Consider the following 14,726-nt stretch of genomic DNA (forward strand, 5'->3'; position numbering starts at 1 on the left):
CGATTCAATCGGTGCCTCAATATGCTGGGTGCTTGTAGCGCGCTCCATCGTTGATGTGGCGCGCTACAAACCAAGGGCGTGGTGCCTCGTCCAGGCAGAAGATCACTGCCGGCCTACCTGCGCGGAGTTTCGCTGATCGTCTCACCAAGGAAGCGGGCCATCCGAGTTCGAGAACGTGCCGGTCGGCCCATTCGCATCAAGGAGCGCCAAGCGGACCGGTTCTCGTGCCGCATCTTCAACCGATCCCGCGCCAGGTGCATAGTTGCTGAGATCAGTCGCAGTGAAGCCCGGACAGGCAGCGTTGACCTTGATGTTGGTGCCCTCCAGCTCAATGGCGAATGCTTGCGTAACTGCATTGAGTGCGGCTTTCGAGGTCTGATAAACCCCGACGTACTGCCGCGAGAAATCCGAAGGGTTGTCCTTCAGCGTGAGGGAGCCGCCGGCACTCGAAATATTGACGATGCGCCCGGCCGGTGCTTTGCGAAGAAGCGGCAACATTGCCTGCGTAACGGCGGTAACCCCGAACACGTTTGTCTCAAACACGACGCGCATATCGTCGATTGATATGCGGCTCACCTTATCCCCATCCCTCATTTCTTCGATGGGCGTCCCCGGCTTGATTGGGCGCGAGATCCCCGCGTTGTTGACCAGCACATCAAGGCGCCCCAGCGTGTCTTCGATCTGCTTGGCTGCTGTTGCAATCGACGTCTGATCCGTCACATCGAGGTGGATGGCCTGGGCCCCTTCACCAGCGCTTTTTGCCGCTACAAGGCCCAAATCCAGGTTGCGTGCTCCAACAAGTACTTTGAAGCCTTTCGACGCCAGTTCCTTGGCGATCTGATGGCCAATCCCTTTGTTTGCACCGGTAACCAGCGCGACAGGTGTGCTATGCATTTTTGCTCCGTTTGAGATGAGGGGGACCGAAGCTCATACGGTAGAATTAACCGGAACGTCGATCCGGTTATGAAATATACGGAACATTGTTCCGGTTAGCAAGGGGGGGGGGGTGCATTGCCTAGTAAGACCAACAAGTCCACCAACGAGAGCGCGAAGCGGTCTGTTCGCGCTGACGCACAACGGAATATCGAGACGCTGCTGCGGACGGCATTGGAAGTGTTCGAGTCATCCGGCGTCGATGCTCCCGTACGCGAGATCGCGCAAAAGGCAGGCGTGGGCGTCGGCACCATCTACCGCCACTTTCCGAAGCGTTCAGACCTGGTCGTGGCTGCGCTGTGCAGTGAAGTGGATGCGTGCGCGGATGCTGGGGCGGAGCTCGCCGCCAAGCATGATGGAGGCGAAGCGCTGGTGGAATGGATCGAGCGCTACGTCGAATTCGTGACCGCTAGGCGCGGGCTTGCTGCCGCGATGAATTCGGGCGACGACGCCTTCAAGGCATTGCCAACGTACTTCCTGGAACGACTGCGTCCTGTTGTTCAGCGCCTCCTCGATGCGGCGATCGCTTCGGGCGACATTCGCGAAGGGATCCAGCCAGACGAACTCTTGTGCGCGGTGGGGGCCCTCTGCGCTCCGCTCGAGTGTCCCGATCCACCTGATGCCCGGAGGCTGGTGGCGTTGTTTGTCGACGGATTGCGCTATTGCGCAGTTCCAAAGGTCTCTAAGTCAGTGCGGAAGTAAGGTTGCGCATGAAACGCCGGGGCTTTACCACGACCACTCGAGGCGGGTATTGGCGCCATCGAGAGCGATTCCTTCCTGAACGGTTGCTACTGACGGTGGCCGGCTCCGGGCAGGCCGGCCGTGGTAAGGCGCATCCAGGCTAGTTCTCACAGCTCCAATGGAACGTTCAGCGACACCTTGGAGCGCTGCATGGCAACATAGGTTTGAATGCCTTGATGTTCCCGAGACGAAAAACAGTTCGCGTGTGAGCTGCTCATAACAACTAGACCTGCTGACCCTGCATCACGTCACGCGGAATATCCTCGTACCCTTCGTACGACGTGTCCGACACGACGTGCCATCCGTTGACCGTTGCCAGGCGCGCAGCCTCGGCAACGGAACTATTCCTGACCATGGGCAGGCCCACCTGCCCCTGAGAGTTCAAAGTTGAGTGAATCTCGACAGCTGCGGCCAGTGGCCCTAACTGTGACAGTCGGCATTGCCCTTCGTGTACCCATTAACTTTGAGAATCTAACCCACTAACTGTGAGACAAACCTCACTAACTGTGAGACGTGACATGTGAGACGGGACAACTGTGAGACGTGACACGTGACACGCATCGCGACACTTTGTCCCACCCCGCGCCCAAGCCGTGCAATGCTTCCCGATCCATACTAAACTTTCATAAAGTTCTGAAAATTCAAAACATAAATTCATGCAGTTGTCGCCCCTGATCCAGCGCTTCGTCCTCCACTTCGGCGAGATGGGCAGCCGCTGGGGAATCAATCGCACCGTCGGCCAGATCTACGCCCTGCTGTTCACGGCCTCGCGCCCGCTGAACGCCGACGAAATCGCCGAGGCCCTGGGCTTCTCCCGCTCCAACGTCAGCATCGGCCTGAAGGAGCTGGAGTCCTGGCGACTGGTCAGGCTGAGTCACCAGCCCGGCGACCGGCGCGAGTATTTTTCCGCCCCCGACGATGTCTGGACCATCTTCCGCACCCTGGCCGAGGAGCGCCGCCGGCGCGAGATCGACCCGACCCTGTCGATGCTGCGCGAGGTGCAGCTCGAATCCCCATCCGATCCCGACGACCGCCATGCGCAGAAGCGCATGACCGAGATGTACCAGCTGATCCTGCTGGTGACGAGCTGGTTCGGCGACATCCAGCGGCTCGACGTGGCCACACTGGAGAAGCTGATGCGGCTCGGTTCCCGGGTCACGCGCCTGCTCGAGGTCAAGGACAAGCTGAGCGGCGCCATCGGCGGCAGGTCCACGCGCGCGGCCGCGCCACCGGCCGGCGGCGGAAAGAGTTCCCGTAGCAAGGAGTAAGGAGTAGTACTCATGTTTTCCGAGCTTGACCCGGTGATGCTGGCGCGCGTGCAGTTCGGCGCGAATATCACCTTCCATATCCTGTTTCCCACCATCAGCATCTCACTGGCGTGGGTGCTGTTGTTCTTCAAATTGCGCTTCAACAAGACGGGTGACGCGCGCTGGATGGCGGCCTATCGCTTCTGGGTAAAGGTCTTCGCGCTGACCTTCGCGGTGGGCGTGGTCAGCGGCCTCACCATGAGCTTCCAGTTCGGCACCAACTGGCCGGGCTATATGGAAACCGTGGGCAATATCGCTGGGCCACTGCTGGCCTACGAAGTGCTGACGGCATTCTTCCTGGAGGCGACCTTCCTCGGCATCATGCTGTTCGGCACGCGCCGCGTCAGCAACCGCGTGCACACCATCGCCACGCTGCTGGTGGCGGGGGGCACCACGCTGTCGGCGTTCTGGATCCTGGCGCTCAATTCCTGGATGCAGACCCCAGCGGGCTTCGAGATGATTGACGGCCGCGCGCACGCCACCGACTGGCTGGCGGTGATCTTCAACCCCTCCTTCCCCTATCGCCTGGTCCACATGCTGCTGGCCTCCGGGCTGACCGTGGCCTTCCTGATCGCGGGCATCTCGGCCTACCGCTGGCTGCGCGGTGACCGCGCGCCCGAAGTCCGTTCCTCGCTGCGTACGGGCGTGGTGCTGGCGGCCGTGCTGATTCCGCTGCAGATCGTCGCCGGCGACATGCATGGCCTGAACACGCTGCACCACCAGCCGGCCAAGCTCGCGGCAATGGAGGGGATCTGGAAGACCGAGAAGGGGGCGCCGGCCGTGCTGTTCGGCGTGCCCAACGCCGCCACGCGCAGCAATGACTATGAGATCTCGATTCCCAAGCTGGCCTCGATCTACCTGACGCACAGCGTGGACGGCGAAATCAAGGGCCTCGACGCCTTCGGCGATCGGCACCCGCCGGTGGCGCCGGTGTTCTTCGCCTTCCGCATCATGGTCGGCATCGGGCTGCTGATGCTGGCGGTGTCCTGGTTGGCCGCCTGGCAAACCCGCCGCGGCCGCGAACCGCGCCCGTGGATGGCCCGGCTGCTAATGGCCATGACGTTCTCCGGCTGGCTGGCGCTGGTGGCAGGCTGGTATGTCACCGAGGTCGGTCGCCAGCCTTACCTGGTCTATGGCGTGCTGACCACGGCGCAGGCCGCCTCCAAGGTGCCGGCCACGATGATTGCCAGCACCCTGGCGATGTACCTGGCGCTGTATGCGGTGCTGATCGCGTCCTATGTTTCGGTGGTGTTCTACCTGGCGCGCAAGGCCGGCAAGGCCGATGTGCAGCACGACATCCCGCGGGCCATGATGCCCCGCCACTACCGGAGCGCGCAATGACCGACCTGACTCAAGCCTCTGGCTGGATGCCCCTGGCATTTCTCGGCCTGATGGGCCTGTCCATGCTGATCTACGTGATCCTGGACGGCTTCGACCTCGGCATCGGGGTGCTGCTGCGGCGCGCGGACGACGCGGAGAAAGACGCCATGATCGCCTCGATCGGCCCCTTCTGGGATGCCAACGAGACCTGGCTGGTGCTCGGCGTGGGCCTGCTGCTGACTGCCTTCCCGCTGGCCCAGGGCGTGATCCTGACCAACCTCTACCTGCCGGTCGCGCTGATGCTGGCGGGCCTGATCGTGCGCGGCGTGGCCTTCGACTTCCGCGTCAAGGCGCGCGCCCACCACAAGCCATGGTGGAACTTCGCCTTTTACGCGGGTTCGCTGCTGGCGAGCTTCTCGCAGGGCCTGATGCTGGGCCTGTACATCACGGGCTTCCGCTACGACCTGCCCAACCTGCTGTTCGCGGTGGTGGTCGGTCTGTGCCTGGTGGCGGGCTACTGCCTGCTCGGGGCGGGCTGGCTGATCATGAAGAGCACCGGCAAGCTGCAGCGGCGCGCGGTCTACTGGGCCCGGCGCAGCCTGTGGCTCACCGCGCTGGGCGTGATCGCCATCTCGGTGGTGACGCCGCTGGTGAGCGAGCGCATCTTCGACAAGTGGTTCTCGCTGCCGAACATCATCCTGCTGGCGCCGGTTCCGCTGGTCACGATCGCGCTGTTCGTGCTGGTCGACCGTCTGCTGCGGCGCATGCCGGCACTGCTGGACGCCGGCAACGACCGCTGGTGCTGGGTGCCCTTCGCAGCCACGGCGGTGATTTTCCTGCTCGCGTTCAACGGCCTGGCCTACAGCCTCTTCCCCTTCCTCGTGGTTGACCGCATGGACGTGTGGCAGGCCGCGAGCGCGCCGGAGTCGCTGGGCGTGATCCTGGTCGGCGCGGCGGTCGTGCTGCCGACCATCCTCGCCTACACCGCCTTCGCCTACCGGGTGTTCTGGGGCAAGGCCACCGACCTGCATTATTATTGAAAGTCCGAGGCCGGCCGTCCGGTCGGCCGGCCACTTGATTGCCCCGGACTTGATGCAAGGCTTGATCCGCCCCCCCGATTCCCGGGCCGCCGGCCTGGCCCCGCGCATGCTGGCGCGCCTGCGCGAACGCGCGGGCGCCCAGGTGCGGGCGCTCACCCGCAGCAATTCCGGACTGAGCCTGGACTACGACAATCCTCCAGGCGATCCCGGCCTGTTCGGGCCCGCAGCCGTCTGCTGGCGCGTGCACTCCGACTTCCCCGCCATGCTGGCCGGAGGTGTCAGCGCGCTGCTGATGCAGACGCTGCATCCGCTGGCGCTGGCCGGCGTGTGGGACTTTTCCAGCTTCCGCACCGATATGCAGGGCCGCCTGGGACGCACCGCGCAATTCATCGCCGGCACCACCTATGGCAGCCGCGCCGACGCCATGGCACTGATCGAGAGAGTCCGCCGCATCCATGCCGGCGTGCGCGGCACCGCGCCGGACGGACGCCCTTACTCCGCCGACGATCCCGCCCTGCTGACCTGGGTGCACGTGGCCGAGGTGTCTAGCTTCCTCGCCAGCTACCTGCGCTATGTCGGCCCGCTGTCCGGCGCCGAGCAGGACAGCTACTACGCCGAGGAGGCACGCGTTGCCGAACTGCTCGGCGCTGCCGATGTGCCACGCACACGCAATGACATCGCCGACTACCTTCTGGCGATGCGTCCGCAGCTCGAGGCCGGCCCGCGCACGCACGAGGTGGTTCGACTGGTGATGCAGATGCCCGTGGCCAATCCCCTGCTGGCGCCCGCGGTACGGATCTTGGCTGACGCGGGCATCGCCCTGCTGCCCGACTGGGCGCGGGCGCAGCTTGGCCTGCACGGCGCTTCGCTGCGGCGGCCCGCGTCGCTGGCGGGCATGCACCTGCTGGCGCCGGCGCTGCGCTGGGCGCTGGGGCCTGGCCTGGCCGCGCGAGCGCGGCGCCGTGTGGCACGCCCATCCGGGCCGGCCGCACCGGCGGCCTGATACCGACGGCCGGCTGCGGCGCCCTGGTCAGCGCTATTCGGCGCTATTCAGCACTATTGGGCGCCGGCCGCGCCACGGTGCCCGTCGAACCGCGCAATGCCTTTTCCGGCAAGCGTGCCACCAGGAAAGGCGACAGCAGCGAAACCGCCGCGCTGAGCAGGAACAGGGTGCGGAAGGCATCCTCCGCAGCCTGGCGCACGGCTGCCGCATCGCTCTCATTGGCGCCGCCGGCCGACATGGCGCGGTGGAACATGCTCATCAGGACGTCCTCACCCCCTTTCAGGTCGGCCACCGTCATGCCACTGTGGCGCAGCAAGGCGATCAGAATGGTCGTCAGCACGGCCACCCCGACCGCACCGCCGAGCATGCGGGAAAAGGCCGTCAGGGCCGTCGCCACCCCGACCTGGTTGGGCGGTACGGCGTTCTGCGTGGCCACCAGCCCGCTTGGCAACTGCAGGCCGATGGCGACGCCGAGCGCGCTCATCACCAGCGCGCAAAGCCAGACCGTGCGCGGGTCGACGAAGGCCAGGGCCAGAATGGCCACCGGCGCTATCAGCGCGCCGGCCAGTTGCAGTGGCTTGTAGCGGCCGCTCCACGACATCAGCCGCCCGGAGATGAAGGCGCCCATCGGAATCGCCAGGGTCAGCGGCACGAGCCGCAGCGCGGCGCTGTCGGCATGGGCGCCGCCCACCACCTGGAAGCGCAGGGGCAGCAGCACCGACATGGCGATCAGCTGGAAGAAGCACAGAAACAGCGTCGCGCAGCAGATCGACACGGTCGGCACACGCAGCATGGCCAGCGGGATCATGGGATCGGTGGCGCGGCGCTCCTGCCAGACGAACAGCGCCAGGCCGAGCAGGCCGGCCAGCAGCAGCGCCAGCGATGCGGGCTGCGTGGCGGACTGGCCCTGCCCCAGGCGCGTCAGGAACACCAGCAGGCCGGTCAGGCCGCCGCCGAACAGCATGACGCCGAGATAGTCGATGCGATGGCGGCGCCCGCCGGCCGGCAGGTGGCGCAGCGCGCGGCGCACCACCACCAGCGCCAGCAAGGCCAGCGGCAGGTTGATCCAGAAGATCCAGCGCCAGGACAGATAGTGGGCCAGATAGCCGCCGATCACCGGACCCGCCATGCTGGCCACCGCCCAGACGCCGCTGACATAGCCTTGGTAGCGGCCGCGCTCGCGCAACGGCACCACATCGGCAATGGTCGCCTGCGACACCGAGATCAGGCCGCCGCCGCCGAGGCCCTGCAGGATACGCGCGACGATCAGCTGCGGCATGGTCTGGGCCATGGCGCAGGCCACCGAGGCCAGCAGGAACAGCAAGATGGCGAAGGTCAGCACCGAACGGCGCCCCAGCAGGTCGGACAGCTTGCCGTAGATCGGGGTGGCCACGGTGGACGCCACCAGATAGGCGGAGATGACCCAGGCCATCACCTCGAAGCCGTCCAACTGCATCGCGATCTCGGGCAGCACGACGGCGACGATCGATTGTTCGAGCGCGCCCAGCAGGATGGCGAGCATCAGCCCGAAGATCACCTGCATCACGGGCACATCGGGCGGATTGGACTGCGCGGAAGGGTACGGCTTGGGGGAGGAGGCTGTCATGGGGGATACGGCAAGGCCGGCCGCGCGGAAGGCGCAGCGGACCACGCCGCGCGCCACGCTGCCCCGGCCCATGCTGCTTCTTATCGTGTCAGGCGAGCGAAGGCCGTATTGTAGGACGAAGCCGAAAGCGCTGCTGGGCCGCCAGGCGCCCCGGCCCGGCCTGGAAGCCGTCGCCTAGAAGCTTTCCCATTCGCCGGTGGCGGGCGCCTCGGCGGCGGCACGGCGGGCGGCCATGGCGGCGGCCGCGCGCGGACTCGCGGTACTCGCGGCCCGGGGCGCCTCAGCCCGGCCCTTGCGCGCGGCGGCCTCGTGGCGCGGGCTGGACAGCACCGCCGCCTGCGGCTTGCGCGTCACCGGCGGCCGTTCCTTGCTGGGCCGCGCCGGCTCGCGGGCGGACGCCGCGGACGATGCGGCCGGCGACTTGCGCAGATGGCGCGGCACGGTGGCGGCCGTGGCCGCCTTCGCCACTTTTGCCGAAGGGGTGACGGTGGTGGTGGTGCTCACCCGGGCGGCGGCAACGGCGCGGACCGGCGGCTGCGAAACCGGCACCGGCATCGCCACAGGCGCTGCGGGCAAGGCCGGCGCGCGCGCCACCGCCCCCACCTCGAATTTCGCCGTCTCCCCGATCAAGCGCTCGGCCTGCTGCTTCAGGCTGTCTGCCGCCGCCGCGGCCTGCTCGACCAAGGCGGCGTTCTGCTGGGTGACGCTCTCCATCTGCGCGATCGCCCGATTGACCTGCTCGATGCCGGAGGACTGTTCCTGCGTGGCAGCCGAGATCTCTCCCATGATGTCGGTCACGCGGCGCACCGAGCCGACGATTTCGTCCATGGTGCGCCCGGCGTGCTCCACCTGGCGCGCCCCATCGTCCACCTGCCGCGCCGACGCGGTGATCAGCTCGCCGATCTCCTTGGCCGCCGCCGCGGAGCGCTGCGCCAGGTTGCGCACCTCCGAGGCCACCACCGCGAAGCCGCGCCCTTGCTCGCCGGCGCGCGCGGCCTCGACAGCCGCGTTCAGCGCCAGGATATTGGTCTGGAAGGCAATGCCCTCGATCACGCCGATGATCTCGGTCACGCGCGACGACGATTGGGAAATGCTCTGCATGGTCTGCACCACGGCCCGTACGGCCTGCCCGCCGGCATCGGCCACGGCCGAGGCGCCGGCCGCAAGCTGGTTGGCCTGGCTGGCGTGGTCGGCGTTCTGCCGCACCGTCGATGTCAGCTGCTCCATCGATGCCGCCGTCTGTTGCAGCGAGGCGGCCTGCTCTTCGGTGCGCTGCGACAGGTCCGTATTGCCGCGCGCGATCTCGCCGGTGGCGGCGCCGATCGAACCCGACGCCTCCTGCACGCCGCGCGCCAGCGCCGCCAGTTGGCCGAAGGCGCGATCCAGCGCGCCCAGCATGCGGCCCATTTCGTCGCGGCCGCGCTGCGCCACCGCGTGGGTCAGCCGGCCCTGGGCGAGTGCTTCCGCGGCGGCCAGCGCCTCGCGCGCGGCCGAGGTGATGGAGCGCGTGATGAACATGCCCAGCACCACGGCGAGCAGCACGGCGGCCAGAGTCAGGCCGGCCAGCACGTTGCGCGCCATGGCGAAGCGCGCGTCCGCCTCCTGCAGCGCGGCCACGGCCAGTTCGCGCCCGGCTGCGGCCAATGACGTGAGCTTGTCAAAATATGGCGCCTGCGCCGCCGGCAGCGTCACCACGAGCGCGGCCCTGGCGCCGGCGAACTCGCCCGCGCGCAATTGCCGCAACACCAGGTCGAGCTGGCCGTTGTAGGCCTCACGCGCCGCATTGAGCTCGCGCATGGTCTGCTGCACCTCCGGCCTGCCGCTGGCGGTGAGCACCTTGTCCAGCTCATTCAGCGTGGCCGACATCTGCTGGCGCAGCTTATCGATCTGCTGGCTGTTGCGCTCGACCACCTGCGGATCTTCGGTCAGCGTCGCATCGCGCACCATCACGCCGATCTTCAAGGCCGACTCTTTAACTTGATCCAGGTCCAGCACCTTGAACAGCCGCCCCTCGACGGTCTGGTGCATAGAGGCATTCAAGGCGCGCAGCGAAACCGCGCCGTACATCGCCACGGCCACCAGCAACAGCACCACCAGCGTGAAGGCGCCCGACAGCCGGTATCCGATGCCGACATTGCGCAAGCTTCGCATCTGCTCACTCCTCGTTCCAAGAGTTATTGAATGCGTCGGCCTGGGAATTGGCTGAGGTCTGACGCATGCGGCGCTAACGGCCGGTACCCGCGCCGACTTGAGCAGAAAAATGAATTGAGAGGAAAAACACCGCCATTTCCGGTGATAGGAAGCCAGGCGCCTCGCATTTAATACGACGCGGGTATCTTGTGCGCATCGGGTAAGGCGCATGCGGCCTTGGCGGCGACAGATGAAGAGTGGGCTCGACAAAAAAAGAAGCCCACGCGCGGGGTGCTCGTAGGCTTTTGAGGACTGCCAGGAGCCAATTGAATTGGCTCGCTGGTGAATATAAACGCGCTTACATGAGGTGTAAATCCTGCTTCCATCAGGGAATGCACTGATAGAAGTAAGCGAATTTTCTGCGGCTTATGGATACAAAAATGGATGGCGCGCGAGCATTTTGTGTGTCGTATGATGCACTCCTCAGCCGACAGCCCCTCGTTCCTCTGCAGCTCCCGATCATGCGGTCCGATAGCGAGCAAATACACGCCGCGAGACCTAAGGCAGACATCTGGCAAGATAGGAATCGCTTTTTAGAAGTAAACCTCTAATCAGCGAGAGCGACCGCCGCGTCAATCTTTGTAAAACTTTGTTACTCTCGCGCCTGAAGTATTCCCCTCCTCTCCTGGCGACGCCTCTCGGCCACAGTCGCGCGGCAAGCCCGAGTCCGATCGCCGGACCCCAGCCCGCATCTCCCGAGACGGTCAGCCCCTGCGCCGGCACCGAGAGCGAATGTTTCATCCCTCGCCGCGATCGGGCCGCGGCGGTTTCCGCCCCGCGTATTTTCGCTGCGAAGCCTGCGCCTGATCTCCGGACCGTAGTCAGCCGCCAGAGCCCATTCGGGCTCTTCCGGAGTAGCCGTGCAAAAGAAGTCATCCACGCCACCTCGCATCAACCGCAAGCTGCAGTCGATCCAATTTACTGCCCACCGCCGCGACCAGACTCAGGTGATCGTCCATCTCCTCAATGGCGTCCGGCTGCAGGGGATCGTGCTGCGCGTGGACAACTATGCGCTGCTTCTGGGCAAGAGCCTGGAGGACGAACAGCCCCAACTCGTATACAAGCGCGCCATCGCCTGCGTGGTGCCGGCCGGGGAGCCCGCGGCCACCACACACGCCACGCCGGCCCCGCCCGAGTTCGTCGATCTCTTCATCCCGCGCGGCCGCCGGCGGGGGTAGATCCCCGCCTCGCCACCGCAAACGACGCAAAAATCACTCTAAATGTTCGGTTGTCCCTGTCGATAACCCTTGCAACGGAGGCACTCTACGCCCTGCACCGCAGGCAGCCAACGTTACGGCACCCGCCGGAATGCAGACAACATTGCAAATAGGAGTCGTACATGGCGCAAGTCATCAATACCAACACGTTGTCTCTGACAACTCAGAACAACCTGAACCGCTCGCAATCGGCACTGAACACTGCCATTCAGCGCCTGTCGTCGGGCCTGCGCATCAACAGCGCCAAGGACGACGCCGCCGGCATGGCGATCGCGAACCGCTTCACCTCCAACATCAACGGCCTGACCCAGGCTCAGCGCAATGCCAACGACGGCATCTCGCTGGCGCAGACCACTGAAGGCGCGCTGACCGAAGTCACCAACAACCTGCAGCGTATCCGTGACCTGTCGGTGCAGGCTTCGACCGGCTCGAACTCGTCTTCCGACCTGAAGTCGATCCAGGACGAAATCTCGCAGCGCCTGTCGGAAATCGACCGCCTGTCGGCCCAGACCGACTTCAACGGCGTGAAGGTGCTGTCCTCGTCGGCCAAGCCGATCAACATCCAGGTCGGCGCCAACGACGGCCAGACCATCCAGGTCAACCTGCAAGAAATCAGCACCAAGACGCTGAACCTGCAGAGCTTCAACGTGAACGGCCCGACCGCCACCGCCACCGCGCTCTTCAACGGCACGACCTCGGTCAGCGGCACCGCCGCTGTCAACGCTGCGGCCGCACAAGCAGTGTACGGCGCGACCACCAATGTGACGGCCACCGCCGTCACGGAAAAGGCCGCCGGCACGCTGGCAACGACCCTGGGCATCGCATCGGGCAGCGTCGCCGTCTCCGGCAATGCTGTGGTGGACAAGAATGGCAACTGGTACGCCGAAGTCGCCATCACCCCGTCGACCGCCGCTGAAGCGCAAGCGCTGAAGAACCAGGGCATGACCAACGCCGCGAGCAGCGCCACGATGTACACCTACGTGGCACTCGACCCGCAATCGGCTACGTTCGCCGCCGGCACCGCCAGCTTCCAGCTCGACACGAGCAAGCTGACCGCCTCCAGCCTGCTGTCCAACGCCAGCGCCAACCCGATGGCCACCATCGACAACGCGCTGAAGTCGGTCGACAGCCTGAAGAGCTCGCTGGGCGCAATCCAGAACCGCCTGGATTCGACCATCTCCAACCTGGGCACCACCATCACCAACCTGTCGGCTTCGCGCTCGCGCATCCAGGACGCTGACTACGCAACGGAAGTGTCCAACATGACCCGCGCGAACATCCTGCAACAAGCAGGTACCTCGGTGCTGGCACAAGCCAACCAGACCTCGCAAAGCGTGCTGTCGCTGCTGAAGTAAGCGGCTGCCGCCTTGCGCGCCGGACCGGGCCCACGCCTGGTCCGGCACGGAGCGTTTCCCCAGGGTCCCGGCCCTGGGAAAGCGTTTCGAACCTGCAGAGACTGAACGACCATGGCCAACGCCGCTCTTCCGACGTCTTCTTCTCTCGCCGCCATGGCGGCGGCGCCCGCCTTCGCGCCGGGCCGCCCTGGCCAGAAGAGCACCGGCGGCACCGGCCAGCCCGCGGCCGAGGAGCAATCCGCCGCGGCCGGCGCCTCGGTCGAGGCCGCGCTGCAGCACCTCACGAGCGTGCTGCGTTCCGCCTCGGTAAGCGTGCAGTTCGAGATCGACAGCGCCACGCACCGCGTCATCACCAAGGTCACGGACAAAGGCACGGGCGAAGTGATCCGTCAGATCCCGACCGAGGAAGTCGTGCGCATCGCCGACGCGATGGCGCAGCTACAAGGCCTTTTCGTGCGCCAGACCGCCTGAGCACACACGGACAACAACACAGCGGCAACAGTCTCCCGGGAAATAAGACATGACTACCATTTCCAACCTTGGCGTCGGCTCCGGCCTCGACCTGAGCTCCCTGCTCGACCAGCTGACCCAGGCGGAGCAGGTGCCGCTGACGGCGATCCAGCAGCAGCAGGCCAGCTACCAGACCAAGCTGTCGGCCTACGGCACGCTGCAGAGCATGCTGGGTGCCTTCCAGGGCTCGGCCAAGGCGCTGTCCGCCCCGTCCTTCTTCAATGCCACCACGGCCAGCGCAAGCAACAGCAGTGTGCTGAGCGCCACCGGCAGCACCAGCGCCGTCCCGGGTACCTACGCCATCAATGTGACCGCGCTGGCGCAGGCGCAATCGCTGGTCAGCACCGGCCAGGCCAGCCAGACCACCGCGGTCGGCACCGGCACCATCCACATCGATTTCGGCAGCATCAGCGGCGGCACGCTGGATACCAACACCAGCAGCGCCACCTACGGCAAGTACAGTGGCGCGTCCTTCACGGCGAACAGCGGCTCCACCGGCGTCGACATCACCATCGACAGCAGCAACAACTCGCTGCAAGGCATCCGTGACGCGATCAACAAGGCCAATGCCGGCGTCACAGCGAGCATCATCAACGACGGCAGCGGCACGCCCTACCGCCTGGTCCTGACCTCGGACAAGACCGGCGCCACCAACAGCATGCGCCTCAGCGTCAACGAGACCGATGGCGGCACCGGCTTGTCCAGCCTGCTCGGCTACGATCCCGCCGGCACGCAGAACCTGCAGCAGAGCGTGGCGGCGCAGGACGCGCAGATGACCGTCAACAATATCGCCATCAAGAGCGCCAGCAACCAGGTGAGCGGCGCGATCCAGGGCGTCACGCTGTCGCTGGCCCAGACCGGCACCACCAGCGTGACGGTGCAGCGCGATACGACCTCGATCCAGAATGGCCTGCAGGCCTTCGTCACCGCGTACAACAACCTGCAGAATTCGGCGGCCAGCCTGTCTGCCTACAATGCCAGCACGAAGACGGCGTCGCCGCTGACCGGCGATGGCACGCTGCGCTCGATCCAGAACCAGGTCCGCAGCGTGCTGAATACCCCGCAGGGCGCCTCCGGCACCAATGCCATCAACACGCTGGGCCAGATCGGCATCAGCTTCCAGACCGACGGCACCCTGGCCCTGGATACCAGCAAGCTCAACAGCGCGCTGTCCACCAACGCCGCCGGTGTCGCCGCCCTGTTCGGCAACACGGACGGCAAGAGCGGCTACGGCAACCAGATCGCCAACCTGGTCACCACGCTGACCAGCAGCACCGGCACGCTGACGGCCGCCACGGCGGGCGTCAACCAGACGCTGAAGGACCTGAGCGCCCAGTACACGGCCACCCAGAGCCACGTCAACGACACCATCGCCATCTACAAGGCGCAATTCCAGCAGCTCGACGTGCTGATGTCGCAGATGCAGAGCACGAGCAGCTATTTGACGCAGCAGTTCAACGCGATGAACAATACGTCCTCGTCGTCCTCGTCATCCAAGAAGTAA

At 65.6% G+C, this 14,726-nt stretch carries 12 protein-coding genes; 9 read left to right on the top strand and 3 right to left on the bottom strand.

The window, feature by feature from the left end; all coding sequences use genetic code 11:
• Window positions 1-141: 141 nt before the first annotated feature.
• Entirely contained in the window at window positions 142-894 is a 753-nt protein-coding gene (locus AC1Z3O_RS31155; protein WP_483520593.1) for an SDR family NAD(P)-dependent oxidoreductase, read from the bottom strand.
• 117 nt (window positions 895-1,011) lie between these two features.
• Here AC1Z3O_RS31155 and AC1Z3O_RS31160 point away from each other — a divergent pair, with 117 nt between their 5' ends.
• From AC1Z3O_RS31160 to AC1Z3O_RS31180, 5 genes are all read left to right on the top strand, one after another.
• Window positions 1,012-1,635 (top strand): TetR/AcrR family transcriptional regulator, encoded by a 624-nt coding sequence (locus tag AC1Z3O_RS31160; RefSeq protein WP_483520594.1) that lies wholly within the window; start codon window positions 1,012-1,014, stop codon window positions 1,633-1,635.
• A gap of 695 nt (window positions 1,636-2,330) precedes the next feature.
• Window positions 2,331-2,942 (top strand): GbsR/MarR family transcriptional regulator, encoded by a 612-nt coding sequence (locus AC1Z3O_RS31165; RefSeq protein ID WP_483520596.1) that lies wholly within the window; start codon window positions 2,331-2,333, stop codon window positions 2,940-2,942.
• Window positions 2,943-2,954: 12 nt separating this feature from the next.
• A complete protein-coding gene (locus tag AC1Z3O_RS31170; RefSeq protein WP_483520597.1) occupies window positions 2,955-4,322 on the top strand; it encodes a cytochrome ubiquinol oxidase subunit I in 1,368 nt (455 codons plus the stop codon).
• Entirely contained in the window at window positions 4,319-5,341 is a 1,023-nt protein-coding gene (locus AC1Z3O_RS31175) for a cytochrome d ubiquinol oxidase subunit II (RefSeq protein ID WP_483520599.1), read from the top strand. Before AC1Z3O_RS31170 ends, AC1Z3O_RS31175 begins: the two co-directional genes overlap by 4 nt.
• A gap of 52 nt (window positions 5,342-5,393) precedes the next feature.
• Complete coding sequence (locus AC1Z3O_RS31180) at window positions 5,394-6,344, top strand: oxygenase MpaB family protein (protein ID WP_483520600.1); 951 nt, start codon at window positions 5,394-5,396, stop codon at window positions 6,342-6,344.
• A gap of 43 nt (window positions 6,345-6,387) precedes the next feature.
• Here the strand turns inward: AC1Z3O_RS31180 and AC1Z3O_RS31185 are convergent, their stop codons facing one another.
• Both AC1Z3O_RS31185 and AC1Z3O_RS31190 read right to left on the bottom strand, forming a co-directional pair.
• Window positions 6,388-7,950 carry an MDR family MFS transporter gene (locus AC1Z3O_RS31185; RefSeq protein WP_483520601.1) on the bottom strand — a complete coding sequence of 521 codons (1,563 nt, stop codon included), beginning with the start codon at window positions 7,948-7,950 and terminating at the stop codon, window positions 6,388-6,390.
• Between the two features lie 174 nt (window positions 7,951-8,124).
• Window positions 8,125-10,101, bottom strand: coding sequence for a methyl-accepting chemotaxis protein (locus tag AC1Z3O_RS31190; protein WP_483520602.1), 1,977 nt, complete (start codon window positions 10,099-10,101; stop codon window positions 8,125-8,127).
• An 899-nt stretch (window positions 10,102-11,000) separates the two neighbouring features.
• On the opposite strand from AC1Z3O_RS31190, the gene AC1Z3O_RS31195 reads away from it, so the two are divergent.
• The 4 genes from AC1Z3O_RS31195 to fliD all read left to right on the top strand — a co-directional run bounded on the left by AC1Z3O_RS31195 (window position 11,001) and on the right by fliD (window position 14,726).
• Window positions 11,001-11,318 (top strand): RNA chaperone Hfq, encoded by a 318-nt coding sequence (locus AC1Z3O_RS31195; RefSeq protein WP_483520603.1) that lies wholly within the window; start codon window positions 11,001-11,003, stop codon window positions 11,316-11,318.
• Window positions 11,319-11,479: 161 nt separating this feature from the next.
• Window positions 11,480-12,712: a FliC/FljB family flagellin gene (locus tag AC1Z3O_RS31200; RefSeq protein ID WP_483520605.1), complete on the top strand. Its 1,233-nt coding sequence runs from the start codon at window positions 11,480-11,482 to the stop codon at window positions 12,710-12,712.
• A 111-nt stretch (window positions 12,713-12,823) separates the two neighbouring features.
• Window positions 12,824-13,183, top strand: a complete 360-nt coding sequence (locus AC1Z3O_RS31205; protein ID WP_483520607.1) for a flagellar protein FlaG — start codon at window positions 12,824-12,826, stop codon at window positions 13,181-13,183.
• A 49-nt stretch (window positions 13,184-13,232) separates the two neighbouring features.
• The gene (gene fliD / locus AC1Z3O_RS31210) at window positions 13,233-14,726 is read left to right on the top strand and encodes a flagellar filament capping protein FliD (protein WP_483520609.1); all 1,494 of its coding nucleotides are present in this window, start codon (window positions 13,233-13,235) and stop codon (window positions 14,724-14,726) included.

This window comes from Cupriavidus sp. 09_S30 (genome assembly GCF_056930435.1).